This is a genomic window from Shouchella oshimensis, from assembly GCF_004375095.1.
GTDB lineage: Bacteria > Bacillota > Bacilli > Bacillales > Bacillaceae_D > Shouchella > Shouchella oshimensis.
In genome coordinates, this window is the sequence record NZ_SNUX01000004.1 from 219,905 (window position 1) to 245,389 (window position 25,485).

Here is a 25,485-nt window from a genome sequence, read left to right on the forward strand (position 1 = left end):
TTTCATAAAACATTTCTTGTAATTCCGTCATACCTGTAATAGAATGTGTAACAAGCATAAATGTGTTTTATGTAGAGAACTAGTTGAGTAGAGTTTAGTGAGAAGAGCAGAGATGAGTAGAGCAAACGATTATAAAAAGGGCATACCCCTGTTTATTTGCTGATGCTTTCTCTGTATACAAACGTATACAAAGGAGGTTTTTTAGTGTGAGTATTCTTTCCACATTGAAAACAAATGAAAAAACAAAACACTACATTACAGACGGAGACATTCTCGTTACAAGAAGAATTGAGACCGTCTCCCCAACCAAAATTGACACAGACATTTTGCCAGAAATAGATGCTGTAAAAGGCGCTGTTTTTTCAAGTAGCTTTGAATTTACAGGGCGTTATTCAAGATGGGATGTTGCCTTTTTACGTCCCCCACTCGAAATAAGCTTTTCAAATAACCGTTATTCCATTAATGCACTTAACGAACGAGGCGAATTTCTATTAGAACTGGTTCGTACTCATTTTTCAAACAGTCGTTTTGATTTTATTCGGGGCTTTAATGACCAACAAACGAGCCTACACGGAACGATCCCGGCTACAGCAGCCATACAAAATGAGGAAGACCGCACCAAACAACCTTCCATCTTTCACATTATTCGAGAACTGAAACAACTATTTGCTTCCGATGAAGATCAATTTTTCGGTTTATATGGTGCATTCGGGTTTGACCTTATCTATCAATTTGAACAGCTTGCGAAAGAAAAAAAACGCCCAGACGACCAAAAGGATCTCGTTCTCTATTTACCTGATGAATTAACCATTGTAGACCATCATTTATCAATCGCCTATACCCTTTCTTATGACGTCCAATTTAATAAGAAATCGACGAATCACTTAGAAAGAACAGGTCAGTTTAAACCATATGAACGAGGAACCCTCACACGGGAAACACCTTATAAAAAGGGTTATTACGCTGATCTTGTTAAGAAGGCCATTCCTTCTTTTCACGCAGGCGACTTGTTTGAAGTAGTGCCAACCCAAGTGCTTGAAAAATCACTTGTCTTAACACCTTCAGAAGTTTTTCAACAACTACGCGACATTAACCCAAGCCCGTATGGCTTTATTATTAATTTAGGTGAAGAGTACCTTGTTGGAGCCTCACCAGAAATGTTTGTCCGCGTGCAAGGGCAACAGGTAGAAACCTGCCCCATATCTGGAACCATTCGCCGTGGAAAAGACCCACTTGAAGACGCACAAAATATTAAAAAACTGCTAAACTCGAAAAAAGATGAAACCGAACTAACGATGTGCACAGACGTTGATCGGAATGATAAAGCACGTATTTGCTTACCAGGCTCTATAGAAGTAATTGGACGCAGGCAAGTCGAAACCTATGCGCGACTTTTTCATACAGTCGATCACATAGTCGGTGAAATGCGTGAAGAATACGACGCCTTAGATGCGTTTATGACGCATATGTGGGCCGTAACCGTTACAGGGGCTCCAAAAATTGAGGCATTACGCTGGATTGAAAAAAATGAAGAGACGCCCCGGGGATGGTATGGAGGTGCAGTTGGCTGGTTCGCTTTTAACGGTGACCTTAATACAGGCTTAACCTTACGGACTACAGCAATTAAAAACAATACTGCAACGTTACGCGTTGGCGCAACGCTTTTGCACACTTCTGACCCGGAAGAAGAGGAAGAAGAAACACTCGTGAAAGTTTCCGCGCTGGCGGAAGCCGTATCGCCACAAAACCATGAACCAAGAACACCACATGTTTTCCAGCAATCTGGTAAAGGCAAACGCGTCCTTATTGTTGATCATGAAGATTCGTTTGTTCATACCCTAGGTAGTTATTTCAAGCAAACAGGTGCAACCGTTTCAACAACACGGTCCATTTATGCACAAGATTTTTTAGAACGGAATTCATATGATTTAGTCGTGCTCTCTCCTGGTCCCGGAACACCTAAACGCTTCGGACTCTCAGACACCATTGCTCTTTGTGTAGAAAAAGACATACCGATCTTCGGCGTTTGCTTAGGCTTCCAAGGCATTGTTGAACACTTTAAAGGTGAGCTCGGCCTGCTTGAAACGCCGTCCCATGGCGAACAATCAGACGTATTTGTTCAACAGAGAGATGGACTGTTTAGCAATGTCCCAAAACAAATTAGTGTTGGTCGCTATCATTCCATTTACGCCAAAACGCTGCCAGATTGCCTACGCTTAGAGGCAACCACTACTGACCATATCCCAATGGCCATTCAGCATAAACATCTACCAATTGCAGGGGTTCAATTTCATCCTGAATCCATACTAAGCAAATCTGGAGAAGTTGGCTTGCAGCTTATTCAAAACGTCATGGCAAAATTATGCGTATAACAAAGAGGCCGATGAATCCATCGGCCTCTTTCATGAGCTTTTGCAGCAAAGGCTTATTATTGTCAACGTCTTTCGAAACTTAGAAAACGTGTGCCTTGAAATGTTAGTGTCCCAACGTCTCTTTCGGCAAGTAATCCATACTGACTACTCGTTAAAGAAAACTCTAACCGGTCCCCACTCTCAAATTGGAAGGTGGCATAATAAAAAGTGGAAGCACGGTACGAGGAATGCTCATGATGATGAGACGTTCCCTGACGAACGTCAGATCGCTTTGATGTGACAATTGCGTCTACTCGTAACTTAGGAGATTGATTGTTTGTGTTCCATTCTTTTAACCCTCTTACACCTACACTAATAAAAACGACTAGGACAATCGCAAAAATACAGAAAAACACCACCGGAAATAATGAGAAAAACCAGTCCCCTCCGGTTTCAAAACTATCATACATGTCCATCCCCCCTCTATCATTACGTATCATACGTTATTCGGCACACAATCGGTTCAAACTAAACAATGGCATCAAAAAAAAGTGCCGCAGAAGCACTTCACTTTTTTAATTCAGCTTTTTCTTAATGAAGCTTGCGCTAGTAAAAAAAACAAACGCTAGTACTCCTAAAAGGACTTCGAATAAGATTATTCGTTCCGTATTAAAAAGATAAGAGGAACAAATCAAAAGAAGAACGATACTAATAGAGAAAACGAGACCACTTAGAATAATCGAAACAGTAGACCATTCTTTCATACTACCACCCACTTTTTACCTTTTTACCCTTTTCTACTATATTATAGCACAAGTATCTTATTTGCTATTTCCGTACATACTGCACCCCACTCTAGGCACATGCATATGCTACAGCAACAACTTTATTGTAGAAAGGACTCTGATGAAGGGTGTTGACGCTTCCACATTGGCTTTATCTCTTTGGCATGTTACTCATTATCAGCACCATGCTTGTTCGAAAAAATGTCGTTGTCCCTGCCATTATTATGACGTTTCTACTAGGGGTCGCCTATACAGGTGCTATCACTACTGGTGTCCAAACGGTCTTCTCAGCTAGCCTTATTGCGGCAGGTGAGCTATTCAGTATTTTCCTCATCATTGCCGTCATGTCTGCTCTTTTACAAGGACTTGAAGCCATCGGTGCGAACAAACAAATGATTCAACCGATTGGGAAAATCATGATTAACGGTCATATCTCGTATCTTATTATTATACTCGTTACGTATATCATTTCATTATTCTTTTGGCCAACCCCAGCTGTTCCATTAGTCGGGGCGCTGCTACTACCTGTTGCTATACGTGCTGGTCTCCCACCTATTGCTGGTGCTGCGGCAATTGTTTTGGCGGGGCAAGGGATGGCACTCTCTTCTGACTATATGATTCAAATTGCACCAATGCTTAGTGCTACAGCGGCTGGTGTTGAGGTGCAGGCGGTTGCGGATCAAGCACTGATTCTTTCTCTCCTTACAGGAATCACCGCCATCCTCCTTGCTTATTTATTTCTTAGACGGCACATTAAGCGAAAAGACGACCGTCATTTAACGAAATGGATGCAGGGCGTTACTCAAATAAAAACTGACGTACCGGTCACGTGGAAATCAAAGCTTTTTGCCATTGTTGTGCCACTATGCTTTCTTTTAGTTGTTGGCTATATGCTCTATACAGCCTTTTTCACTAACTTGTCTTTAGAAGGCGGTGCAGGGGCTGCTTTAATAGGAGGATTAGCATTACTCTTACTCATTTTAACGAGTCTCGTTCATAAACCAAAGCAAGTGTTTGATTCTGTAAGTGATCATCTTGTAGACGGATTCTTATTTGCCTTTAGGGCAATGGGACCAGTTATTCCCATTGCAGGATTTTTCTTTTTAGGAAGTAGTGACTTTTCGTCGGCTATTTTGCAAACAGATGCTTCACCAGCTTTTCTTTTTGAACTGGTCTCAGCTGGTCAACCGTTCATTCCAGAATCCGGTGGTTGGACGGCGTTTGGTATTTTACTAATTGGGATGATCACAGGTCTCGATGGATCTGGCTTTTCTGGCCTACCCCTTACAGGCGCACTTGCTGGTGCTCTCGGTCCAGTATCTGGGATGGACCCAGTCACTTTAGCGGCCATTGGACAAATGGGGGCAGTTTGGGTTGGTGGTGGTACGCTGATTGCCTGGTCTTCCCTAGTAGCAGTTGCTGGTGTATCACGGGTACCAGCACAGGAAATCGTTCGAGTTTGCTTTCTTCCGGTTATCATCGGATTGATCGTTTCAACCCTTTTCGCCGTCTTGTTTTTTTAATTTACACGGACTGTTCACTTAAAAAAGTACCATAGGCTGCTAGTTAAGCAGCCTATGGTACTTTATCGTTAAACAAGCTTTGTTTCATTATAACTATTCCTTAGGCTATTCATTCTCATAGTACGATTTTTTCCCTTTATTCATCACAACCATATACATGTAGCAGCCAAAGACGAGAAACATAGCCGAACTAAAAATATAGACAGGACGAATAGCACTCCATTCTGCAAAAGTACCGATTAATGCAACTGCCACAATCGTTAACACCGCCTCGACCATACCAACAAGATTCGTAAACCGTCCCATAATTGATAGCGGAATATGACGCTGGTAAAAAGTGAGAAACCCTATATTGGCGAATGTAATAGCAAATGTCACGATGAAAACACCCAGTGAAGCTATAAGAAATGTGTGGGAAAATGCAAAAACACAATAGCCAATTGGCGCAACTACTGCACCAATGCCCATTAATATATTTATCTTGAGCTTCTTCGCAAACCAAGCATTTATGAGTGAACTTACGACCATTCCTAGACCAGCAATGGCGACTAAGAAGCCATACGCACTTTCAGATAATAGTAGCACCGTCCTTGCAAATGCCGCTTCTATGGAATCAATCCCTGCTAAAAAAACAACAAACCCGCCAAATAAGAGATACACCCACGTCACATGTGTATGTTTACGCCCAAAAGCCACAACCATTTTCCAATCTTCCTTTATGACGGCAAACGTTACTCTTTCATAGACCACTTCTTCATCTTTGGAATCAAGATTCGGAAGTAACATAATGGTAAACGCTGATACGAGTAAGGCAATCGCATTCACGAAAATAGCTATATTGGCTGAACTAACGATAAAAAGCATCCCTGCGATTGACGGTCCAAGTAAAAAGCCACTGGACTGAATGAAATTTCGCAATGAGTTGAAACGCTGCCTATTCTCTTTCGGGATTAATTTTGTCATATAGACAATTGATGTTGATTCAAACATTGAACTCCCCATATTAATCAACAAAACAAGTAGATAGATGAATACCAATGAATCCAAAAATGGTAGACAGAAGATCAAGCATGCCCGCACAATATCTAACATGATCATGAGCGTTCGTTTGTTTAACCGATCAATATACGAACCTGCCCACACATCAGTTAAAAGGGTAGCGATTGGGATTAGTAAATACAGAATTCCGACTGCTAAAGGTGAATTCCCTGTCATGGTTAATACCGTTAAATTTAAAGCAAGTAGGTAAACCCATGCACCAATATTTGAAATTCCAACACCAACTAACAAAAGTATAGGGGCTTTCCAGTTCATGTAGCACCACTCCTAATCGTTTTTTTGAACAACGAAAAAAAGTCTCACCTCCCAAGGTTCTTAACCTTGGGGGCGAGACTTCGGATTGTTAGAAGTTTCGCGGTGCCACCCCAGTTTGTCGCTGTATCGCTACAACAACCTTTTCAAGTACGCCATTCACATGAATGGTTATACTCTATCTCAATAACGGGAGAACCCGGTACACCATCACTTTCCGTAGAAAGATCCTTTGTACAGCTCAGAGACTTGTTTCCTTGCGCCATTACATTCTCCATTCCCACCACCAGGAGTTCTCTGTTATGCTTGTGCACAAGTACTCTTCTCATCGTCGCTTGTTTCGTTTTTTTATTATAGGTATTTTTCTGAATAAAGTAAAGACATTATTTTATTCCATGAAAGATAAAGGATGAGCTTGACGGGGTTGCTTTTTTAAATTCCCAGTCACCATAGCTGTATACCGAAGAAAAACCCGCCTGATGCAATGACTGCCGCAACGTTTCATGACTTCTGAACGTCAGCTTCATTTGTTCGGTTACATACACCTCTCCAGATTGAGCCCCTTTTACCGTTTCATAAAAGGTATAAACATCATCAATAAATCCATCATAAGTCGTCCAAATTTCTAATGGCTCCCCTGTCTGTTCATGAACAGCGAAATCCGGCGTATCATCTTGTTCCCACTGTTCCCATACCTTTGCTTCGGGATTACGTGTATCAAAAATAAGATGACCTCCCTTTTTCAGCCCACGATAGGCATCTTGGAGCATTTTCTCCCAGCTTTCCTCAGTAAGAAAAACTTGGGACACATTTGCTGTTAATACAACTGCATCATATGTTTCTTTTTTTAACATCGAGCTATCACCAAGAACCCACTGTACCTCTTTTCCTCGCCATTTCTTTTTGGCATAAGCAAGCGCTTCTTCATTCGGATCAATTCCTGTTACATCATAACCTCTTTCTATATAATGAACCGTTAACCGCCCTGTACCGCATCCTAAATCAGCTACTACCTGAACATTGACTTTTTCTAATAAAGCAAGAATAAATTCGTCATCTTTACCAAAGTGATTCAGTTGATCATAGACTAAAGGAATCATGAAAGTCCCCCTATTTATAGTAGTTTATATAAGTAATATTCATTCACAGGCTTTCCATCCACTAGTAAGGAATGGATCTTTTCCCCTTCAACCGTAAATCCTAAATTGCGGTACAGTCGATAGGCTTCTGTGTTGGTTTTCATAACCGTTAACTCCAATCGAGTTAGCTTCATCTCTTTCGCCCATTCGAATAACCGTTTAAATAATTTCGTCGCTACTCCTTTGCCACGAAATGGTTCATCGACACCGATTACAATGTAGGCAGAGTGACGTTTACGCTTTACTGTCCCACCAATCGCCATGATAAAGCCAATTAAGCTTTCGTCTACTTCAGCCACAAATAATTCGGTGGTTTTGGTTTGGATGATTTGTTCAATCATTTCCTGTTGTTTCGCGATTGAAATGTTTTTTTCTTCAGGTTCAAACAACATATAGCCCGAGGAATCGATACGTTTACTTAGTGCTAAATAGTTCTCAGCGTCTTTTAGCTCAATTGTCCTTATGTGCATCTTATCACCCTCTTACTAGCAATTGAAAAAAATGTAAGTTCCCCTTACAATGAAGATCAGTCGTCTTCTTGGAGGGAATGAAATGGCTTTACGTTTAACATCTATTATACTTCACGGTTTACTTGCTGTACTTGCCCTTGTGATTGGCCTAACAGCACTCTATTATCCTAGTAACATTTATGTAGCACCGGTACCAAGCGTTTGGATTACGTTGCTTGTCCTCTATCTCATGATCATCATTGCGTCTACCTTTATGCAACTACGGCGCCCAAGCAGCGGTTTACTAGTCTTGTCCGTTTTGATCCTTACGCTAGGTTTCTTTTCTATTCCAGTTCTAGCAGCATTTATTGAATTCACCTTTCACTTATAAGAGGGTCATTCCTGACTCTCTTCTTCATCATCACGTAATAGTTCCTCAAGCATTGTCTTCCGATGTTGCAAAAAGGAACGAGTCACCGCATAGGCATTTGTCTCTTCATACTCAACTTTTTTTATTGACTCTTCACCGAAATGAAAAATAGCAGCATTCGGAAATCCAAGTAAGATAGGAGAATGTGTTGCAATGATAAATTGGCACTGTCCCTTCTTTGTTAAATCATGCAGTATACGCAAAAACGAAAGCTGCCGCTGTGGAGAAAGAGCTGCTTCAGGCTCATCTAATAAATAAATTCCTTTCTGTCCAAACCGATTTGCAAAGAGGGAGAAAAACGATTCTCCGTGTGATTGATGATGAAGCGATTTGCCTCCATACGCGTTAAGGGCTTCAGGATGACTGTCTAAATAAGAGGCAAAGTGAAAAAAAGACTCAGCTCTGAAAAAGAATCCTTTTGTTGCTTTAGGTAGCCACGATAACCGTAAATAGTCGCCAAGTGAAGATTCAGAAGCATGAAGGTCATACACGTTGTTTCGACTTCCACCAGCCGTGTTAAACTCACATTTATCAGCAATCCCTTCTAATAACGTTGATTTGCCTGAACCATTTTCCCCAACAAAAAACGTAATCGGTGCTTCAATTTTCAGTTCATCCGTCCGCTTTACAAACGGAATAGAAAACGGGTACACGTTGTACGATGCAATACGATCATGCTGAATTGTAATATTTCGTAAAAACATACCAGCCCCTCCAATCTCTCTACTCCATTTTCACACGATTATTCTCCTTAATCAATTGTACTGTAAATAGAAAAAGACCTCCTCTTGAAAGGAAGCACCCGACTTCCTCCTGTCTATTCTCTTTTTTTATTCGTTTAGCTACTAACATGCGATAATCAAAAAAACGAGCACAAAAAGTGTTGATATCACTTTACTTTTTAGCGAAGTGTCATGCGTTTTAACAACGGGTGACTAGCACTAAATGTCACCACACCAATGAGAGCGAGTAAGAAAAAGGATTCAAGAAACTTCCCGTCATATAGCTGAGTAAACCACTTCATACTCGCTTCTCTCACCAAAGGGATTAATAGCAAAAGGCCCATAACAGCAAGCGCAACGTAAAGAGGCATCATTCCATAACGAAAACGCACCGTCCCGAATAAATAGAAAAGGCCAGCTAAAAGAACAGCAAACGTGATATCGTATCCAATTCCATGTATGAATGTAAGCTCAGGTAATAGTTCTTGGAAACCGACAAGTGTCACATTTTCAAGTGAAAATACGCTACTGATTGCCGGTAATATAATAAGATAAAGCCGATGGAGACATTGACCTATTAGAATGGCCGCTAGAAGAATAATCAAACTAGAGAAAAAGAATTGAGAGCGTGTTGCTCCTAGTTTTAATGCATATTCAAGATTATTTTTCGTCAGTTGAAAGCTGTTGGCACATAGCCATACAAGGAATATGGGCCATACAAATAATATAATCGTTGTACCATTTATAAACCAAGCAATTGTGTAGCCTAGAAGTAAAAAGCCTAAAAGCATGAACCAAAAATAAAGGAAGCCTTTTAACATATCTGAGAGAATGAGTTTATTGAGCACCATTAGTTGATTCATACGAACGATTTCTCCTTTGCTGTGTAGTCAATAAAGAATTCTTGAAGCTACAATGGCTGGACGCTACAATTGATTGGTAACGCCAGCTCCTGACCCTTATCCAACAATATCGCTACTGTCGATTCAGACAAAAACGAATCTTCAGATATGATTTTATAGACTGAACGATCAATTGTTTTCATCGCTTCTGTAGGACCTGTAATACGTAAGGCTCTCTCAGCAAGTTCTTCAACTGGCTCTTGTAATAACACTTGACCATGATTCACAATGATAGCGTGCTCAAAAATGCTTTCCGTTTCTTCAATAAAGTGTGTTGAAAATAAAATGATCCGAGGATAGTCGACGTAGTCTTCAATAATCTCTTTGTATAGCTTTTTTCTCGCCGTCGCGTCCATACCTATATAGGGTTCGTCAAAGATTGTTAATGGCGCTCGGCTTGCTAAGCCAATACTCATATTTAAGGCTGAATTCATCCCTTTTGATAATTCAATTAAACGTTTGTTTAACGGTAAATCATACTCTTTCACAAGACGATGCAGTAGTTCTTGATTTAAATTTGGATAAAAAGCCTCTATCTGTTTTAAAACATCTTTTACTTTAAGCGTTGGTTTGAAATTATCGCTTTCTTGAATAAAACAGATGTGATGTAAAATAGAAGCATTATCAAAAGGGCTGGCACCGTTTACTTCTACAGTACCGCTATCCCAATTTGATAACCCTGCCATGACATGCATACACGTCGTTTTCCCTGCTCCATTGGGTCCGAGGATTGCGTATATGCCTACTTTGTCAATCGTTATGTTCATGTTTCTTAGTATCTCTTGCCCTTTTATCTGTTTTCTTACCTGATTTAATGAAATATTCATTTACGTCTGCTCCTCTCATTATCAATAAGTTTTTTAATGTGCTCATCGCTTAAATCGATCTGTGTAGCCTCGTCTAACAATGGTATAATGTAGTTCTGCTTAAACGATTCTTGTCTTTCCTGTATAAGCTTAGCTCTTGCACCTTCCGCTACAAACATACCAATACCTCGCTTTTTATATAAAATCTTTTGGTCAACCAATAAGTTAATACCTTTCGCTGCAGTTGCCGGATTAATCTGTAATTGCTTCGCAAATTCATTTGTGGAAGGAATTTGATCTCCTTCTTTTAACGCCCCACTAACAATCTCATTTGCAATCCGAACAGTTAGTTGCCTAAAAATCGGTTGATCACCGGAAAAAGAAAATGCCATGTCGTTTTAACCTCCGGGGTTCATTACTTATGTAACTAACCATATAACTTAAGGAAGTTACTGTCAACAGTAAGATAAGGAGTTCCATTTTTATCTAGCCTTATTGTTTAAAAGATTCCCACACAAAAAAGCTATGGATAGGGAAATCCATAGCTTCTTATCTTGTATAAAATTTTTCAGTGAAGAACGGTTGGCCTTCTTCCCCAAAAGCAACTCCAATTCCTACATTTTCAAATTGGGCGTTTAAAATCGCTTCACGGTGTCCAAGTGAATTCATTAATCCTTCATGGGCATAGATACTACTGAACTGCCCCATTGCAAGGTTTTCACCAGCGGTCCTAAAGCGAATGCCATCTTCCTGCATGCGATCATAAGGAGACTTCCCCTCTAAATTAGTGTGATCGAAGTAACGTTTTTCTGCCATGTCAGCACTATGTTTCCTTGCTGTATAGCGCACATCTTCAGCCCACACCAGAATCGGCAAATCATGCGCTACTCTTTCTGCATTCATCACATCAAAAAGTTGATATTCGAATCCATCACGTAATGCCTCATCTTGATCTGCGTACAGCGAACGTTTATCTTGTTCAACATCATGATCCATAATCTGAATCCCTGTCACAGTCAGATCTTGATGTTCATCATAAAACATCGTCACATAACTGTCTTCAAGCTCGAACAAATCATACGCTTCTTCTTCGTTCAATTTATAAGAAAACAGTCCCTTGCGTAGAACATCAATCGGCTCCCCTAATTGCTCTCGCACAACCTGTTGGGGAGTACCATATATGATACCGCTCTCTGATGCAAGTAAGTCTTGATTCGTATAAAGACCTTTTACGAGGTCATTCTCATCATAAGAAACCATAAAGAAATTCTGATAATCTGAATGATACGCATACCACTCTAACCCGTACTCATTTACAGTCACCCGTTTTGGCTCTCCAACCTCTTCTTCTACTTCTTGTTTCGTATCACCTAGCTCTATATTATGAACGGAAAAGAACGTATCTTCAGGAGTTACAAGGTCTGGTGCTGGGGCTTCAACTGCAACTGCTTCTTCTTCAGGTTGTTCTTCAACAGGCAAAACAGCACGGAGAAAATCGTCTACAAATTCAAAGGAAAAATCAAAGGTTGTATCTCCACTCCACTCTTGAATCGAATCAACAGATGAAGCTAAAGCTTTCTTTGTCGGTTCAAACCAAAATTCTCGTGTACTATAGGCAATGATCACTATAACAACACATACCAGTAATCGTCTCATACGGTCACGCCCTTATTTTTCAATCATACTTATTCTCTACTAGTAAAGGTAACCAACCTTAGTCTACTTCAAACCTTTACGTCTTCATTATAGGAGAATCCTTAACATACAAGCAAAAGGAAAATAATAGAACAATGTGTGAGACGCCTAAACAACTATAAAAAAGACATAAAAAAGGAAGCTTCCCTTTTCGGAGGCTTCTTTAGCTCTCTGTATCTACATGGTCTTTTAACAATTCAAGCAAAGCGAACATCCCCATTATGCCTCCACAAACACTTAAAATGACGAGCATAGGAAGCATGCCTGTAAAGGTTGTCGCGTAAGAAAAAAGATAAGCCAGTACCACACATAAGAAAAGAGCCCCTACTCCTTTAATCATCCCTTTCATACTTATTCAACCCTTCCGATTTTTTAGTATCATTCCCACTTCAGCATGACCCTAAACTTCTTGTCGAAAACGATTGTCTTTCCTTTCCTCATCCATGTTTTGAATAAATCGATAGAAAAGAATGACACTTCCCAAACCTATTAAACAGAATAAGAACGTCATGGTAGTAAAGGATAACCAATGACTTATCACCAGAAAAGCTCCTGCGCTACAAACACCAAGTAATAAAGCAATTTGATACCAACTCATATAGGTACTACGTGCATGATCTGGAACGATGGTTGCTAACATCGTCTGCTTTATGGGCATATAAAGAACTTCACCAATTGACGCAATAAACATTCCGATTATTAGTATGAATGGTGTCGTACTTATACTTAGAGTAATGTATCCTATAAAAAATAAGAGCACCCCACCAAGCAACGTCACATAAGGAGACCACTTTTTTGTCCACTTTGCAATACCGAGTGTGAACAGAATGACAAGTACCGTATTCTCAACCTTTAACAACCCAAGCATTTCTATTCCACTTGCTTCAGTAGAAAGAAGTATCAATACCCCCTCCCCTTTTTGAATCTCTTGTACAAATCGAATTCCTAAATAGTTCGTGAGCTGCTCTTCCATTGCAACAACAAGCAAACTAGCAAAGCAGAAGGTCAAAAACCCCCTCTCTCCTAAGCGCTTAGCAAGGTTTTTTCGACAAGCTAACTTTTTGGAGGTATGACGCAATTCAGTTTTTCTTGGCATCGTTTCTTGTATAAAAAAGATGGTTACAATCACAGCAACTAAACTTGTACATGCAACGGAAAGTAATAAGAAAAATAAAAATTTATTAAACAGCATAGCTCCTAATAAACTGCCGATGGCGACACTGATATTGCCTAGCCAGTATGAATAGGTATAAATTTCTTGTCTTTCATTAGGCTGACTGCAATCAAGAATTAATGCTTGATAAATAGGATTAACAGCTCCCGTACTAAATTGGGCCATAAGAAAAAATAAAAATGTTGCTAACGCCGACGTCCCCCACGATCCATTAGACAATGCTGCACCTAAATAGCTAATAATAATTATACTTTCGAACAAAAGAATGAGTTTTTTTCTACCAAATCGGTCTGCTGCAGGTCCTCCTATCATTGCGCCCGCAACACTTGCCATAATAACAGCTATTAACATAAATCCACTTGTAATAACACCCAACTTTGCAGAAAAATAAATAATTAAATAGGGAATAACCATCATCGTTGTTAATTTTGCCATAAACATTAATAATAACCGAATTTGAATGGTTTGAGAAAAGGAACGAAATGAGGACAAACGTACATCTCCTTTATTTACGATTGATTAATCAATCGTTTTTAATATAGAAAAACGAACCTATTACTTTATAGGTCCAAATAACTGTATAGCCGAGTGCTTAAATGGTTCCCAAAAACTACTGTATCTTGAGTCAGTCGTATTGATGCGAAGTCCAGTTAACAAGCTCGTATACATGGTTGCCACAGTCATCGAATCTTGCTTGACTAGTACATTTTTTTTCTGTCCATTCTCTACTAGTATTTTGACTCGTTCACAAAATTCATCGTTAAACTCATCTAGTTTAGCAAACATATCTGGGTATTTTTGATACTGACCGATAATTTGAACAACAATAGTTAAATAATCTTGAAGCCGGGCGTATAAGTCAATATGCGTGTGAATCATCTTTTTTAACTCAACTACAGGCTCTTCTGCATAGGGGTTAAAAGATAAAACTTCTTCTTTAAATATGTCAATTGGTTCCACAACTACAGCATAAAATAAAGTTTCTTTATCTTTAAAATAAGTAAATACACTTCCAAAACTAACATTTGCCGCTTCTGATACTTTTTTTATTGTTGTCCCTTCAAACCCCAAAGTAGCAAATAAATTGGTGGCAGCAGTGAGGATAGCTGCTCGCTTTTTCTTCATGCTTTCTCGTTGACCATCTGATAGAGGCATCTGTCACACTCCTTTGACGATTGATTAACCAATCAATCATTAAAAGAAGTATACACGAACCTTGAATAGCTGTAAATAAAAAAGACTGTCAACTATTGTCGACAGTCCCTTTCACAACTATTCTACTCGGTCACTATTGGTGCGATTTTTCGTTCCATTTCCATCTTTAAATTCTTCTCTTGTAAAAACATCCGCAACATTCATATTAAATTCAACAAGTTCTAAACCTGTCATTGTTTTAATATTCTCTGCCACTTCTCTTTTTATGGATTGATAAATTTTAGGGATTTCCTTCCCATACTCCACATAAACTTCTAAATCAATCGCTGCTTGTTTCTCACCTACATCAGCACTGATTCCTTTTGTAATGTCTTCGTCACCACCAAATGTTTCTTTGATGCTCGAAAAGAATGAACCGCTCATACCTAAAATACCGTCGGCTTTCATTGTTGCGATTGCAGTAATTTTCTTAATGACTTCTGTATCATAGGTTAAGCGATCACGGTTTTTATTCTTTTCTTCCTGTTCTCTTTTTTCCTGCATATACGTTTCATCTGTTTTTGTTGTTGATTTAACATTTGTTGTGCTCATTCAAATCATCTCCTTATTTGGATTTACTGTCGTTTACTAAAAAGGGCATCAAGATAGGCTGAAGCATTCAGGTCTCCGTCTGCCCATTTCCCTACTAAAAAACCAATGGTGATAAATATGCCAACGGCAACAGTGTACCAAAAGCCAATGGTAAAAAAGAGAACACTGAACACCGCTGCAATCACAAGACCGACTATACGTCCACGATACCGTTTTAACGTTTCTGGATTCATGCGCACCCTCCTTAAATAACACGTTGCCGCTTATTTTGATTTGGCTGACTCTGTTTCACAAACACCCTTACTTCAGATACAGCTACTTCTAACCAAGATTCTAAATCTTTTTTTACGCGATCCTGTAACTCTTTCGCATTTTGTTGAACAGGATTTGGACCAAATGGCGTATATGTGATGTCTAATGATACACGATTTGAATCCCTAGAGATGCGAGAGCGTATCTCTAATGAACGCATACCATCAAGGGTTCGAGCGCTTTTTAATGCTGTGGATTCAATTGATTGCTTCGAAATGCCAATCTCTCCTATTTCCGTAGAGACATGATAAGAGTCAATTTCACTTTCACTTCTTCTAAAGCTAGCGATGAATAAAATTAACGATATCAAAACTAGGAAGGAAAAGATTCCAATTAATACCCAAAAATAGGGTTCGCCTAATGCAAGAATCTCATCAAAGACATTGTAGACGTCCGTTATTTGAAGAATAATACCTATGGACACTACTAAAGTGATTAACGCAAATAGAGCGACAAAAAACCTAAGAACGCCATTCATTGTCTCACCTCCTATATACATACCTAACATCCATCTTGCAAGAATAGATACGGTTTAAATTTACCCCCTATTTTTAAATCTAAACATTCTTAGACCGACCTTTCGTCCCATAGTTTTTGTTGATTTCAGCAATTTTATGAGGCGCAACACCTAGTTTTTTCAAAAAAAACAGATTTACTCTCCATCCCTTTGGGTATAAGAGAGTAGAGATAAACCGTTAAACAAGGAGTGGTAACGTGCGGAACGTGTACGAATTGAAAATGAATTCAGGCGAAACAAAGCTTTATGGAATTAAGGTGAAATTGAGAACGGTATTGTACGAAGGCGTTAATTTAGAAGAGATACTTTATGACTTTGGTTATGAGTGGGAGTTTATCCATACATACTTAGAAGATATTAAACGAGATTGCCAGAACTATACATTAGAAGAAACATTATTGCAGAAAAGACCACTCGAACATTATTAACTACCTCTATAGCTGTTCTTCTTTTGCTTCATTCAAATAAAAGATAACATAACGCATGACTTCACTTTTTAATCGATAGGAAGGTCCTCCAGTATAAATCGTTTTCCCTTCAACATAACAAGCATAAGTAAACGTACGATCCGCTTTCATCTTCGGCTTCAGATCAACAGTCATGTGCCGTTCTTTCATTAGAGCTTTCGTCTTTAACAAATCTTTATTTAAAAGAAGAAGCGCTTGTTGAATGACTCTTACATATGCTTCTGGAAACATCACGTTTATCTCCCGTTTCAGGAACTTAGTCTGTTCTTTCACTAAAATCTTCTTTGCGAGGGTAGTAAATATATACGTACGTAAAAGTAAAACGGGTTCTGTTTTCACAGTAAGTAAATGATTAAAATCAAGTTCATCGCTCACGTTTCTACTCACCCATTCGCACCACCTTTCATTCGTTCATTCAGTATATGCGAATGTACGTTCTCTATACAAGCAAAAAAAAGATCTGACAGCTGGTTAACGAAACCGATGCGATCAGACTTCGGTGCAATGGCGCACTTTCCGAGCTATACCATTTCCATAACTTACTAGTAATAAAGGTCAACGCTTCTCTTCATTTACAATCCAGTGATGAACACCAAATCTTATTTTGTGTAAACACGAAATGCCACCGATTTAATAGAAAGAACTCCATGCCCCCCAGCGCAAGCCTTATTCTCTTTCAAAACGATTTAAGGAAAACGCCGAAATATCGATCTCTGTCTCGCCTGAACATACAAGTTGACTTAAGGCTTGTCCAACTGCACTACTAAATTTAAAGCCATGGCCTGAAAAACCTGCGGCAACATAAAGATTCTTATAGTGAGGGTGCCGGTCAATAATAAATCGATCGTCCGGTGTCATCGTATACATGCAGGTTTTCCCATAAGCCATATTTCCAACATTCGGTATATGTCGATGTACAAAGGTACGCAAGTCTGCCTCGTCTTCGGCAAACGTTCCAAATGGAGTCATTTGTTCGTCTGGATGAATGGGTATGCCCCCGTCATGACGTCCGACTTTCAAGCCAGCACCTTCAATACTCGGAAACCCATAGTACAAACCATTCGGTGTTTCATAAGCAAATGCAGGAAAAGTGTCCTTACCGTAAATCCGTTCATCTGCATGAAACCAAGCGAACGTTTTTCTTAAAGGGGTAAGTGGCAGTTTCAAACCGATTCTATCGAGCAACGAGCCTGACCATGCTCCAGCTGAAAGAATGACTGAATGGGCAGTGTAGGTTTCATCAACTGTATGAACTTGAGCCTCCTGATCGTTTAACGTGATACCGTTTACCTTGCACCCTGTTAAAAGCGTTGCACCATAGTGTTCGGCTAATGCTTTATAGGCAGTGATGCTATCTTCACACTTCAGAACTCCAGATTCTGACTCAAAACAGCCAATTGATTCATTTGGAACATATATACCTGGAAAACGATTATGTAGATCTCTAGGATTTAACATTTGTAACGGTAACTCATAGTGTTCTGCGCTTTTCATCGTTTCTTGAATAAATGAGCCTGTTTCCTTTCCAACACTAAGTACACCTGTTTTAAGAAAAATTTCTTTTCCACTCTCTCGTTCGAGCTCGTACCATAACGATTGCGCTCTCCTTACAAAAGGGACGTACTGTTCTCCTTCTGCATAAGCATGTCGAATCATTCTTGTTTCACCATGGTGACTTCCACGCTGATGAGGAGGATTCTCTGCGTCTAATAAAAGCGTTCTCTTTCCACTTTTCGCTAGAAAATAGCCCGCAGCCATCCCCATTGAGCCAGCGCCAATAATAATAACATCATTGTGCATGTCTTTCCTCCTATCAAGTGTGGCTGTCTATTGCTTCAAACATCTTCCAATCCTGTCATATGTATGATGACTCTATTTAATCAAACGTTTAATTACGAAAGGTGACCTGTTGCTACTTACCTGCTTGATTACGATAGTGCCTAATCATCATGCCATTTCCCTTTGCCATTTGAAAGGATTGATAAAAGCCCACTAAATCGTCGTCACAGCACAAATCTACCATATAATAATCCCTTAATCCCTCTAACATTCGTGTGACAAGCGTTTTCCCAATTCCTTGATGTTTATATTCAGGTAACACTTCTAAAAAAGGTATGTATGCAGCAAGAACACCATCACTTACAGCAGTAATAAAACCTACAACACGCTGATCTTCTATCCCAAGAACGATATACGTGCTTTTTTGCAGTCATTCTAGATGTTTTTCAGGAGTAAAGTAGTTTGTTCCCCAATCGTCAAAAAAACCGATTAACATTTCAGCTGTTATTCCATCTAACGTTGTTTGGTAATACATCGTTTTCCTCTTTTCCATTTGAAAAAATGCGCCTATAAAGGCGCATCCAGGCTTTTAGCGTATTGCTACAATCATAAACCGTTTTGAATTCGTTTTTATTCCTTGATCGGTTTGGTACTGTTCACAAAAAGCATGTAGCTGCTCGTAATCTCTCTTATCTTTTCCGAACGCCCCTAGTATTGGAGTGTGTTCTAGTAAAAACGCTAAGTCATTTTCTGTTTGATAATATTCAATGGCATCATAATTATACGCCTGAACATGTTTATAGCCAGCAGTTTGAAGCTCCTTCACATAACGATCTTGCAACGTGCCGTCTACAATCGTAAACGCTTGTCCGCGATTAAACCATTCTTTTAGATTTTGTTTGTCGCCTTCGCTCACTTGCTGAGTCATAAAGACAGCCCCCTCTTTCATAACCATCTTAAGCTCTTGGACATGAAATGGTGCATGACAGCACGTAACGAGATCGTAGTATCGATTTAATTCTCCAATATCCTTGTTGTCCAAGCAATGTGAAAAGACGTTTCTATTCTTAGAGTGCCGGATATTTCTCTCTGCTGTTCTCACCATTTCCGGTGCGTTATCAACAGCATCGATCCTGGCAACAGCATCGGCCAATGTTAATACTTGTTCGGCTCCACCTGTACCTAAATCAAGCAGCATATCACCAGGCGAACAAAAGTCTCGAACCAATTTATAAAAATCCCATTTCACTCCTGAAGAGACAGCATGAACGCGTGTGAAATCCCAACCAATTTCTTTTCCAACATGATTGTATAAACGTTTTAAATCTTGATTGTTCATATTCATAACACCTTTCAAATTATGTGGTTTTCATTGTTCAAAAAGGCAGACGTATCCCTTTGCGGCTAGTACGCGTTTTTTTCTAGCCCGAATGACAGATACCTCGACCGTAATAAAACAACATATATTCACCTCATTTGAAAGATTATGACGATTATAACATAAATATTAAGTGCCTTATTTAACAATTGAATACGCATCTAAAGAAAAATCGGTTATCCACTTTTTAGAAACGACTTTAAATCCGAGCTGTTTATAAACATGAATAGCGATCGTATTCTGGGCGAAAACAGACAAGTACACGTTTGGTGAACAGGCTTTTCCAACACGTGTTAACGTACTCGTTATTGCTTTAGCATAACCTTTCCCTCGAAAAGAAGGCTCGGTTACAATGTTTCCTAACTCTACCAACACCTCGTTATAAAAATGAAATCCCCCAACCGCTGCGTAATGTTCTCCCTCACGAATAGCATAAAACGGATAGCGCTGTAATTCTCTTTCCGCGAAATAGTTCATTCCGTTTTCAGCTAAAAACCTAGCACACGCTTCCCATTCACTTTCTGTTATCTGCTCAATCAAGCCTCCTTTTAATAATTTTTGATCGTCTTCATGCTTCATGGTAATAAAAGCTACTGGCTCATTCACAGTAAGCTTTGCTGCTTGGAATAAAGCCAAATCTACATCAGACAAGATCGTACCACCAACAATTCCTTCGTGAAAATTCAGCTCTTTTCTCACATACGATACGAGTAAGTCAAGTTGAAGTTCTTTATCATCAAGACCATAAAAAGCAAACGCCGGAAACGATAACTTGTCAGTATAAGCAAGAACGCCGGTTAGTCTTTCGTTTACAAACTGGCCAAAGAAAGAGGCTTCATGTCGCCGCATGGATACATATGTATAAAACAAATAATCTTGCTCTGGGTCCACAATTTCTTCTAGTTTTTTTACTGCTCCCAAATCTAATCTGTGATGTAGTATCATTTTCTCGCTCCTTATTTTATTCTAGTTTACACAGCAAGGCACAACACCCAACTGTTTCTCTACACAGATAGCGTGTTTGTTTTTACGTTTTAAGCACAATAATCCCTTCAGTATTAGTTAATTTCTTATAAGATATCTTATTAATGAGAAAGACCTCTATAACAGGTTAGCTCCATGCTGTTTTCACGTGTGTCTTAAGCAAAAAATTCATTGGAGTCTTTTATTCAATAGGCGTATGATAAAGAAAGAACCTACTTAGAGGTGGAATTTTTTATTAGGAGCGGTAACTATGGCACCAATTCATCGTGGCACTACAGCTTTTAAAAAACTTAATACCGCTTTATTTATCGGTGGCTTTTGCACATTTGCAATCCTTTGGGGGATGCAATCGTTACTACCTGAAATGGCTAATGAATTCAATGTTAGTCCTGCTTTATCGAGTCTCGTTCAGTCTTCTACCACACTTTCTTTAGCCTTCACCTTATTAATCATTGGTGTATATGCTCATAAATTTAATCAGAAAAACTTAATGACTCTTTCTCTTATCGTTTCCTCTTTGCTCGTCATCTTATCTGGCTTTCTATCGAACTTCGGTGTCTTAATTCTGTTTCGAGTCTTACAAGGCATAACATTGGCTGGAATTCCTGCTGTTGCGATGGCTTATTTAGCGAATGCTATTGAAGGAAAAAGTCTTGGCTTTGCTATGGGCCTTTATATTAGTGGTAGTTCTATAGGTGGAATGACAGGTCGAATTCTAAGTGGCTTTTTGGCAGATCAATTTAATTGGAATAGCGCCGTCATGGGAGTCGGTTTCATTAGCTTAGCTGCGACAGCACTTTTTTGGTACCTCCTTCCGTCAGTAGAGACTACATCACACCACATACAGCAAAACCATCGTATTGCGCACTCATTTTTCTCTCCATTTCGTGTTCCGGGTTTACGCTATTTGTTTTTAAATGGCTTTTTACTTAGTGCAGGCTTTGTTTCTTTATACAATTACATCGGCTTTGTGCTGGTGGAACCTCCATACTCTTTAAGTCAAACACTCGTTGGTTTTATTTTTGTTGTTTATTTAGTAGGAAGCTTTAGTTCAATGTGGATGGGAATGCTGTCGGATAAGTATGGTAACGACCGTATCCTTACGTTAGCCATTTGCCTTTTATTTGTTGGTGGAGTCATGACCCTTCATCCAAGTTTGTGGGTCATCATAGGAGGCATTGTCGTTTTCACATTTGGTTTCTTTGGTGCCCATTCCATTTGCAGTAGTTGGGTTAGCAACTTTAGAAATGATCACAATACACAAGCGACATCCATTTACCTATTCGCCTACTATTTTGGTGGATCTGTAGTTGGAACCATTTCAGGTACGCTTTTTTACTCAACTGGGTGGTTAGGCATTGTTAGTCTCATTGCGGCGGTTGCGATTCTTTCCTTTCTTTCTACTAAACGAATTGCGTACTATAGTAAACAAGCAGAGTAAGCGCTCCATTTCTCCCCTGTTTGTTTGCTAACGTGGATTGCAGCTAAGCTTTCCTTGGAATTGCAAAACCATTCTCGATCTGCTCAAAACCTAGCTTCGGATAATAATCCATCGCTTCCACTGATGCCCTTAGCAATAGTGTGACATTTTCTCCTATTTCATCCTTTGTTTTATCCACTAGCTGACGACCGATCCCTTGAAATTGATAAGCTGTATCCACAGCAAGGTCCGATAAATAGCAGCAGTATACATAATCTGTTAAACTTCGTGCGACACCTATAAGCTTTTCTCCGTCCCAAGCAGTGACAAGCAAGTTTCCATGCTTGAGCATTTCTTCTAGGCGATTCAAGTCGTTTAGAGGGCGGTTAATGGTTGACCGTTGAAAGACAGTAGCCAATTGCTGTGGCGTAATCATTTCACCCACTTTTATTGTAATCATTCGTCTCTCCCTCCTAATGGTTTAGCTGTTTGAAAAAGCCTGGATAATTCGTGATAAATCCAAAAGAATCAACAGTAAAAATAGTCGTAAAAGAACCACTTTGGTATTGGAACGTTCTTTGTTCTCCTTCTTCAACTAATGTATAGCGTTGATTTCGTTTCCTGAAATTCAATTTTCTATCAATATAGACAACCTCTAAATCGACGGGTTCATTTATTGTCCATTCGTTACGATTAATTGGTAGGGTATTTGTAAAAGGTGTACAGGACAAATCTATGTCTCTTGCCCCTTCCAATGACTGAATCGTTTGTCCGTTCTTGTCAAACCATCTACCTTGTCCATTCGTCGAAAGTGTAAGGAAGCTCACTGTTCCTTTCTCCTTTAAGTCAATCTTTCTCACTTCCCAACCATGCGAAAGAGTAACAGCATATTCTAAACAAAAAGAAGTATCTTGACCGGTTTGAATCACTGTACTTTCTATGTTTATCTCTACACTCCCTTTCTTCATAAATAAGTATTCAAGCCCCATTTGTTCCGTGTTTTGCCAAACAACCTTTTTCATCCTATTCTCCTAATCTATTAAGGATTGAACGCAAGCGGTTCTGTACAAGTATGATAGCCGTTCCTTTTGTAATAGGGAATTGATTCGTCACTCGGCCACACAATCGCAAACTCATACTTATTTATCCCCACCCATTCATTTACCTTTTTTAACAGTCGAGTCCCTACTCCGTTTCCTCTCGCTTTTGGAATGGTGTACACGTTTGTCATAAAAACAAATGGATAGGTGACACGCCCTGGCCTTGGCACTTTATGAACAAGTTCTGTATAAATATGAGAAACCAACTCACCATTTTCTTCAAAAACCCAAATAAACCAACGATCCTCTTCCAATGCCTCCATTAAAAATGCATCGCATTCTTGTTGAAACAGTTGAAAAGATTCGTTACTCTTAGAATCATCATGTTCAATTGTAAAATCCCAACGCATCTTTATAAGCTGGGGGATGTCCGCTCTTGTGGCAAGTCGTATCATCGCTTCCTCCTATAATTGGCTTACAAATTGCTGTACTTCTTTCCGTGACCGTAAAATAAGGACACGCTTCCCTTCTGAATAACGACGAACCTCTTCTAAAACTTGTGGCTTTTTATGTTTCGGAAAATCCCATATCCACTTCAAAAAGGGGAGATCTAGTTTTTCTTCACACCCCTCCCTCATATCTGGTCGTGTCTTGTTTCTATATGTAAGAAATCGCTTTATAGCGCGGTATATGCAAAGGGTTCTTGGCATATCTAAAAAAACGATCGTGTCACAAGCTTTTAATCGAATGGGTAACGTTGATCCATAATGACCATCCATAATCCATTCTTCTTCTTCCGTAAGCGTTCGTTGTATTGCTTCTTGCTCTTCTCGAGCTGTCATTTCCCAATTAGGTTTCCAATGAAGCGTATCTAAGTGATGGACACGAATCTTTAATCTCTCACCCATCTGTCTTGCTAATGTTGATTTGCCAGCACCCCCGCAGCCAATTAATACAATCTTCTTCATATACTTCTCCTCACAAGTTTGTTTGATCAATCTTCTGTAGCTTTTTTAACGAATACACTTGGCTCTACATATCCTCACCAAATCGTATCACCATTTTCGTCACCGTCCCTGCTACTCCGCTAGAATGAACAGATTGCACCCGTATGCTATGCGTACCTTTTTCTAAATGCCAGTCCAGTTGATTATGCTGTAGTTCCCTCTCGGAATCTTGATTGAACCATACTTTAAAATAATTGTGCATTGGATTAACCGTATGGAAGACAAGCTTGAAATTAGGTTCAGCCCTAAACAAATGCAACTGATCAGCTATTGTAGTAGAACCGTTCAAACCATGTTCTTTTATAACCTTTTCAGGATTGACTTGCTCTTTATATTCGAAGATAATCGATGTTTTTGTTGGATCGCCATATATGTCTTCAACTAACTGCGTGTAAACTGCATTTGACAGTTGCATTGCTTGGAATGCCAAAAGTTGTCTTTTACCTTTCAGGTGAAGAACGAAGTCTATGATTTTTCCATCTAATTGCGCATCTGTGGTTACATAGCCTTGATAGACACTTATAAACCTCTTATAGACAGTTTCAGAAACGCCTTTTTCTAATAAACAATGAATTGAGGCATGTTCAAGTGTTTGAATCAGTTCATAGTAGCTGAGAGGCGTTTCATTCATTGAGGCATATACATTACATTGCGTATCTAAGAAAATCCACTTTTCTTGTTCAGTAGACCAAACTTCTGAACAAACATGCGATTGACCTACACCACCATAATCAGCATTCTCACTCAATACTCGAATAACTCTAGCAACATAACCAAACGCAAGTAGTAGATCCCTCGTTATTCTTGCATATTCAGCACAACGATAGTTCTCCCCTTTCTCAGCTCGCTTCAACAGTTCCAATGATGTTAAGTGATCTCCATTGTTAAATCCATTGTGTTCAAATCGCTTATGTACCCAATTCATAATTGCTAGAAATTGCTCAAGTTCACTCAAACTTTCCAAATGAACTTGATTTACAACATATTGATACAACCCTAATAGTTCACTTTCGGTAGGGTGATAAAGAGGGAGTTTTAATTGTGATAATTGATTGTTTGTTTCAAGTACTAACACTTTTTCCATCAAACTCTTCTCCTTTCTTTCCATTACGTATACATCAAACCAACAAACAAAAAGAAAGCAATGACTCCACAATTAAATAAGGTGATGGCTAAAGCAATAAGGGCTACCTTCGATTGCTCCCTTTTTGATAGGATAACAAAGATGATGCCGATAACGCTTACAAGTGTACCAATAAAAATAAATACCATCATCGGAAGACTTGCTCCTTCGTTTGTCGCTGAAGCAATCGGATCTAACAGAAACATAGCAAGAGTTACAAGAATACTAACTACTACTAGTGAATAGGAACGCCATGTATACCTAGGTTCATTCATTCTGACCATTCTCCTTTTTCAATCTATTCTAGCAATCTAAATATAGCATAAATAAAGGACGCGATCATGAGCATCTTCCTATACGTTCAACCAATAACTCTATTTAATTACTTTTAAAATTTTCTTGCATATCAATCAACTTTTCGAGTA

The 25,485-nt window shown here is 39.2% G+C and carries 31 protein-coding genes; 5 read left to right on the plus strand and 26 right to left on the minus strand.

Going from position 1 to position 25,485, the window contains the following annotated elements; all coding sequences use genetic code 11:
- The first annotated feature begins 206 nt into the window (after window positions 1-206).
- On the plus strand, window positions 207-2,372 hold the full coding sequence (locus tag E2L03_RS16655; RefSeq protein ID WP_055736779.1) for an anthranilate synthase component I: 2,166 nt from the start codon (window positions 207-209) through the stop codon (window positions 2,370-2,372).
- 62 nt (window positions 2,373-2,434) lie between these two features.
- Here the strand turns inward: E2L03_RS16655 and E2L03_RS16660 are convergent, their stop codons facing one another.
- Window positions 2,435-2,821, minus strand: a complete 387-nt coding sequence (locus E2L03_RS16660) for a DUF2500 domain-containing protein (RefSeq protein WP_134259702.1) — start codon at window positions 2,819-2,821, stop codon at window positions 2,435-2,437.
- A gap of 479 nt (window positions 2,822-3,300) precedes the next feature.
- Here E2L03_RS16660 and E2L03_RS16665 point away from each other — a divergent pair, with 479 nt between their 5' ends.
- On the plus strand, window positions 3,301-4,659 hold the full coding sequence (locus E2L03_RS16665; protein ID WP_134260211.1) for a hypothetical protein: 1,359 nt from the start codon (window positions 3,301-3,303) through the stop codon (window positions 4,657-4,659).
- 105 nt (window positions 4,660-4,764) lie between these two features.
- Here the strand turns inward: E2L03_RS16665 and E2L03_RS16670 are convergent, their stop codons facing one another.
- The 3 genes from E2L03_RS16670 to E2L03_RS16680 all read right to left on the minus strand — a co-directional run bounded on the left by E2L03_RS16670 (window position 4,765) and on the right by E2L03_RS16680 (window position 7,579).
- A complete protein-coding gene (locus E2L03_RS16670) occupies window positions 4,765-5,973 on the minus strand; it encodes an MFS transporter (protein ID WP_134259704.1) in 1,209 nt (402 codons plus the stop codon).
- A 380-nt stretch (window positions 5,974-6,353) separates the two neighbouring features.
- Entirely contained in the window at window positions 6,354-7,070 is a 717-nt protein-coding gene (locus E2L03_RS16675; protein WP_055736775.1) for a class I SAM-dependent methyltransferase, read from the minus strand.
- A 14-nt stretch (window positions 7,071-7,084) separates the two neighbouring features.
- Window positions 7,085-7,579: a GNAT family N-acetyltransferase gene (locus tag E2L03_RS16680; protein WP_038483501.1), complete on the minus strand. Its 495-nt coding sequence runs from the start codon at window positions 7,577-7,579 to the stop codon at window positions 7,085-7,087.
- 82 nt (window positions 7,580-7,661) lie between these two features.
- Between E2L03_RS16680 and E2L03_RS16685 the strand changes: the two genes are divergently transcribed.
- Window positions 7,662-7,949, plus strand: coding sequence for a hypothetical protein (locus E2L03_RS16685; protein WP_038483504.1), 288 nt, complete (start codon window positions 7,662-7,664; stop codon window positions 7,947-7,949).
- 5 nt (window positions 7,950-7,954) lie between these two features.
- Here E2L03_RS16685 and E2L03_RS16690 read toward each other — a convergent pair whose 3' ends face one another.
- The 11 genes from E2L03_RS16690 to amaP all read right to left on the minus strand — a co-directional run bounded on the left by E2L03_RS16690 (window position 7,955) and on the right by amaP (window position 15,823).
- Window positions 7,955-8,692 carry an AAA family ATPase gene (locus tag E2L03_RS16690; RefSeq protein WP_038483507.1) on the minus strand — a complete coding sequence of 246 codons (738 nt, stop codon included), beginning with the start codon at window positions 8,690-8,692 and terminating at the stop codon, window positions 7,955-7,957.
- Between the two features lie 197 nt (window positions 8,693-8,889).
- Entirely contained in the window at window positions 8,890-9,573 is a 684-nt protein-coding gene (locus E2L03_RS16695; protein ID WP_134259706.1) for a hypothetical protein, read from the minus strand.
- A 47-nt stretch (window positions 9,574-9,620) separates the two neighbouring features.
- Window positions 9,621-10,439: an ATP-binding cassette domain-containing protein gene (locus E2L03_RS16700; protein ID WP_134259708.1), complete on the minus strand. Its 819-nt coding sequence runs from the start codon at window positions 10,437-10,439 to the stop codon at window positions 9,621-9,623.
- Window positions 10,436-10,810, minus strand: coding sequence for a GntR family transcriptional regulator (locus E2L03_RS16705; RefSeq protein ID WP_134259710.1), 375 nt, complete (start codon window positions 10,808-10,810; stop codon window positions 10,436-10,438). The genes E2L03_RS16700 and E2L03_RS16705 overlap by 4 nt, the downstream gene beginning before the upstream one ends.
- A gap of 157 nt (window positions 10,811-10,967) precedes the next feature.
- Window positions 10,968-12,074, minus strand: coding sequence for a CAP domain-containing protein (locus tag E2L03_RS16710; RefSeq protein WP_124742651.1), 1,107 nt, complete (start codon window positions 12,072-12,074; stop codon window positions 10,968-10,970).
- A gap of 202 nt (window positions 12,075-12,276) precedes the next feature.
- Complete coding sequence (locus E2L03_RS16715; RefSeq protein ID WP_038483522.1) at window positions 12,277-12,462, minus strand: hypothetical protein; 186 nt, start codon at window positions 12,460-12,462, stop codon at window positions 12,277-12,279.
- Window positions 12,463-12,513: 51 nt separating this feature from the next.
- A complete protein-coding gene (locus E2L03_RS16720) occupies window positions 12,514-13,779 on the minus strand; it encodes an MFS transporter (RefSeq protein WP_134259712.1) in 1,266 nt (421 codons plus the stop codon).
- 63 nt (window positions 13,780-13,842) lie between these two features.
- Window positions 13,843-14,442 carry a TetR/AcrR family transcriptional regulator gene (locus E2L03_RS16725; RefSeq protein ID WP_095150828.1) on the minus strand — a complete coding sequence of 200 codons (600 nt, stop codon included), beginning with the start codon at window positions 14,440-14,442 and terminating at the stop codon, window positions 13,843-13,845.
- Between the two features lie 117 nt (window positions 14,443-14,559).
- Window positions 14,560-15,033 (minus strand): Asp23/Gls24 family envelope stress response protein, encoded by a 474-nt coding sequence (locus E2L03_RS16730; RefSeq protein WP_038483525.1) that lies wholly within the window; start codon window positions 15,031-15,033, stop codon window positions 14,560-14,562.
- 23 nt (window positions 15,034-15,056) lie between these two features.
- Window positions 15,057-15,266 (minus strand): DUF2273 domain-containing protein, encoded by a 210-nt coding sequence (locus tag E2L03_RS16735; protein WP_038483527.1) that lies wholly within the window; start codon window positions 15,264-15,266, stop codon window positions 15,057-15,059.
- Window positions 15,267-15,277: 11 nt separating this feature from the next.
- Window positions 15,278-15,823: an alkaline shock response membrane anchor protein AmaP gene (gene amaP / locus E2L03_RS16740; protein ID WP_055736769.1), complete on the minus strand. Its 546-nt coding sequence runs from the start codon at window positions 15,821-15,823 to the stop codon at window positions 15,278-15,280.
- Window positions 15,824-16,059: 236 nt separating this feature from the next.
- Here amaP and E2L03_RS16745 point away from each other — a divergent pair, with 236 nt between their 5' ends.
- Window positions 16,060-16,290: a hypothetical protein gene (locus tag E2L03_RS16745; protein ID WP_055736768.1), complete on the plus strand. Its 231-nt coding sequence runs from the start codon at window positions 16,060-16,062 to the stop codon at window positions 16,288-16,290.
- Between the two features lie 6 nt (window positions 16,291-16,296).
- Here E2L03_RS16745 and E2L03_RS16750 read toward each other — a convergent pair whose 3' ends face one another.
- From E2L03_RS16750 to E2L03_RS16770, 5 genes are all read right to left on the minus strand, one after another.
- Window positions 16,297-16,716, minus strand: coding sequence for a YhjD family protein (locus tag E2L03_RS16750; RefSeq protein ID WP_134259714.1), 420 nt, complete (start codon window positions 16,714-16,716; stop codon window positions 16,297-16,299).
- A 279-nt stretch (window positions 16,717-16,995) separates the two neighbouring features.
- Window positions 16,996-18,129 (minus strand): N-methyl-L-tryptophan oxidase, encoded by a 1,134-nt coding sequence (solA, locus tag E2L03_RS16755; RefSeq protein WP_134259716.1) that lies wholly within the window; start codon window positions 18,127-18,129, stop codon window positions 16,996-16,998.
- A gap of 112 nt (window positions 18,130-18,241) precedes the next feature.
- The gene (locus E2L03_RS16760) at window positions 18,242-18,538 is read right to left on the minus strand and encodes a GNAT family N-acetyltransferase (RefSeq protein ID WP_309546763.1); all 297 of its coding nucleotides are present in this window, start codon (window positions 18,536-18,538) and stop codon (window positions 18,242-18,244) included.
- A gap of 159 nt (window positions 18,539-18,697) precedes the next feature.
- A complete protein-coding gene (locus E2L03_RS16765; protein ID WP_166740347.1) occupies window positions 18,698-19,447 on the minus strand; it encodes a class I SAM-dependent methyltransferase in 750 nt (249 codons plus the stop codon).
- A 177-nt stretch (window positions 19,448-19,624) separates the two neighbouring features.
- Window positions 19,625-20,431 carry a GNAT family N-acetyltransferase gene (locus E2L03_RS16770; protein WP_134259720.1) on the minus strand — a complete coding sequence of 269 codons (807 nt, stop codon included), beginning with the start codon at window positions 20,429-20,431 and terminating at the stop codon, window positions 19,625-19,627.
- 289 nt (window positions 20,432-20,720) lie between these two features.
- Between E2L03_RS16770 and E2L03_RS16775 the strand changes: the two genes are divergently transcribed.
- Complete coding sequence (locus tag E2L03_RS16775) at window positions 20,721-21,911, plus strand: MFS transporter (RefSeq protein WP_134259722.1); 1,191 nt, start codon at window positions 20,721-20,723, stop codon at window positions 21,909-21,911.
- Between the two features lie 43 nt (window positions 21,912-21,954).
- On the opposite strand, the gene E2L03_RS16780 is transcribed toward E2L03_RS16775, so the two are convergent.
- From E2L03_RS16780 to E2L03_RS16805, 6 genes are all read right to left on the minus strand, one after another.
- Window positions 21,955-22,350, minus strand: coding sequence for a GNAT family N-acetyltransferase (locus E2L03_RS16780; protein WP_038483545.1), 396 nt, complete (start codon window positions 22,348-22,350; stop codon window positions 21,955-21,957).
- A gap of 13 nt (window positions 22,351-22,363) precedes the next feature.
- A complete protein-coding gene (locus E2L03_RS16785; protein ID WP_134259724.1) occupies window positions 22,364-22,912 on the minus strand; it encodes a putative glycolipid-binding domain-containing protein in 549 nt (182 codons plus the stop codon).
- A 17-nt stretch (window positions 22,913-22,929) separates the two neighbouring features.
- A complete protein-coding gene (locus tag E2L03_RS16790; protein WP_241742041.1) occupies window positions 22,930-23,385 on the minus strand; it encodes a GNAT family N-acetyltransferase in 456 nt (151 codons plus the stop codon).
- 9 nt (window positions 23,386-23,394) lie between these two features.
- The gene (locus E2L03_RS16795; RefSeq protein WP_134259726.1) at window positions 23,395-23,898 is read right to left on the minus strand and encodes a DNA topology modulation protein; all 504 of its coding nucleotides are present in this window, start codon (window positions 23,896-23,898) and stop codon (window positions 23,395-23,397) included.
- A gap of 64 nt (window positions 23,899-23,962) precedes the next feature.
- Window positions 23,963-25,021, minus strand: a complete 1,059-nt coding sequence (locus tag E2L03_RS16800; protein WP_166740348.1) for a transglutaminase-like domain-containing protein — start codon at window positions 25,019-25,021, stop codon at window positions 23,963-23,965.
- A 23-nt stretch (window positions 25,022-25,044) separates the two neighbouring features.
- Window positions 25,045-25,335 (minus strand): hypothetical protein, encoded by a 291-nt coding sequence (locus tag E2L03_RS16805; RefSeq protein ID WP_134259730.1) that lies wholly within the window; start codon window positions 25,333-25,335, stop codon window positions 25,045-25,047.
- Window positions 25,336-25,485 lie beyond the last annotated feature (150 nt).

Bases quoted from the DNA above. Each gene is read 5' to 3' on its own strand.
- E2L03_RS16660 (WP_134259702.1), bottom strand. From the start codon at position 2,821: ATGTATGATAGTTTTGAAACCGGAGGGGACTGGTTTTTCTCATTATTT.
- E2L03_RS16665 (WP_134260211.1), top strand. From the start codon at position 3,301: ATGTTACTCATTATCAGCACCATGCTTGTTCGAAAAAATGTCGTTGTC.
- E2L03_RS16670 (WP_134259704.1), bottom strand. From the start codon at position 5,973: ATGAACTGGAAAGCCCCTATACTTTTGTTAGTTGGTGTTGGAATTTCA.
- E2L03_RS16675 (WP_055736775.1), bottom strand. From the start codon at position 7,070: ATGATTCCTTTAGTCTATGATCAACTGAATCACTTTGGTAAAGATGAC.
- E2L03_RS16680 (WP_038483501.1), bottom strand. From the start codon at position 7,579: ATGCACATAAGGACAATTGAGCTAAAAGACGCTGAGAACTATTTAGCA.
- E2L03_RS16685 (WP_038483504.1), top strand. From the start codon at position 7,662: ATGGCTTTACGTTTAACATCTATTATACTTCACGGTTTACTTGCTGTA.
- E2L03_RS16690 (WP_038483507.1), bottom strand. From the start codon at position 8,692: ATGTTTTTACGAAATATTACAATTCAGCATGATCGTATTGCATCGTAC.
- E2L03_RS16695 (WP_134259706.1), bottom strand. From the start codon at position 9,573: ATGAATCAACTAATGGTGCTCAATAAACTCATTCTCTCAGATATGTTA.
- E2L03_RS16700 (WP_134259708.1), bottom strand. From the start codon at position 10,439: ATGAATATTTCATTAAATCAGGTAAGAAAACAGATAAAAGGGCAAGAG.
- E2L03_RS16705 (WP_134259710.1), bottom strand. From the start codon at position 10,810: ATGGCATTTTCTTTTTCCGGTGATCAACCGATTTTTAGGCAACTAACT.
- E2L03_RS16710 (WP_124742651.1), bottom strand. From the start codon at position 12,074: ATGAGACGATTACTGGTATGTGTTGTTATAGTGATCATTGCCTATAGT.
- E2L03_RS16715 (WP_038483522.1), bottom strand. From the start codon at position 12,462: ATGAAAGGGATGATTAAAGGAGTAGGGGCTCTTTTCTTATGTGTGGTA.
- E2L03_RS16725 (WP_095150828.1), bottom strand. From the start codon at position 14,442: ATGCCTCTATCAGATGGTCAACGAGAAAGCATGAAGAAAAAGCGAGCA.
- E2L03_RS16730 (WP_038483525.1), bottom strand. From the start codon at position 15,033: ATGAGCACAACAAATGTTAAATCAACAACAAAAACAGATGAAACGTAT.
- E2L03_RS16735 (WP_038483527.1), bottom strand. From the start codon at position 15,266: ATGAATCCAGAAACGTTAAAACGGTATCGTGGACGTATAGTCGGTCTT.
- amaP (WP_055736769.1), bottom strand. From the start codon at position 15,823: ATGAATGGCGTTCTTAGGTTTTTTGTCGCTCTATTTGCGTTAATCACT.
- solA (WP_134259716.1), bottom strand. From the start codon at position 18,129: ATGCACAATGATGTTATTATTATTGGCGCTGGCTCAATGGGGATGGCT.
- E2L03_RS16765 (WP_166740347.1), bottom strand. From the start codon at position 19,447: ATGAACAATCAAGATTTAAAACGTTTATACAATCATGTTGGAAAAGAA.
- E2L03_RS16770 (WP_134259720.1), bottom strand. From the start codon at position 20,431: ATGATACTACATCACAGATTAGATTTGGGAGCAGTAAAAAAACTAGAA.
- E2L03_RS16775 (WP_134259722.1), top strand. From the start codon at position 20,721: ATGGCACCAATTCATCGTGGCACTACAGCTTTTAAAAAACTTAATACC.
- E2L03_RS16780 (WP_038483545.1), bottom strand. From the start codon at position 22,350: ATGATTACAATAAAAGTGGGTGAAATGATTACGCCACAGCAATTGGCT.
- E2L03_RS16785 (WP_134259724.1), bottom strand. From the start codon at position 22,912: ATGAAAAAGGTTGTTTGGCAAAACACGGAACAAATGGGGCTTGAATAC.
- E2L03_RS16790 (WP_241742041.1), bottom strand. From the start codon at position 23,385: ATGATACGACTTGCCACAAGAGCGGACATCCCCCAGCTTATAAAGATG.
- E2L03_RS16795 (WP_134259726.1), bottom strand. From the start codon at position 23,898: ATGAAGAAGATTGTATTAATTGGCTGCGGGGGTGCTGGCAAATCAACA.
- E2L03_RS16800 (WP_166740348.1), bottom strand. From the start codon at position 25,021: ATGGAAAAAGTGTTAGTACTTGAAACAAACAATCAATTATCACAATTA.
- E2L03_RS16805 (WP_134259730.1), bottom strand. From the start codon at position 25,335: ATGAATGAACCTAGGTATACATGGCGTTCCTATTCACTAGTAGTAGTT.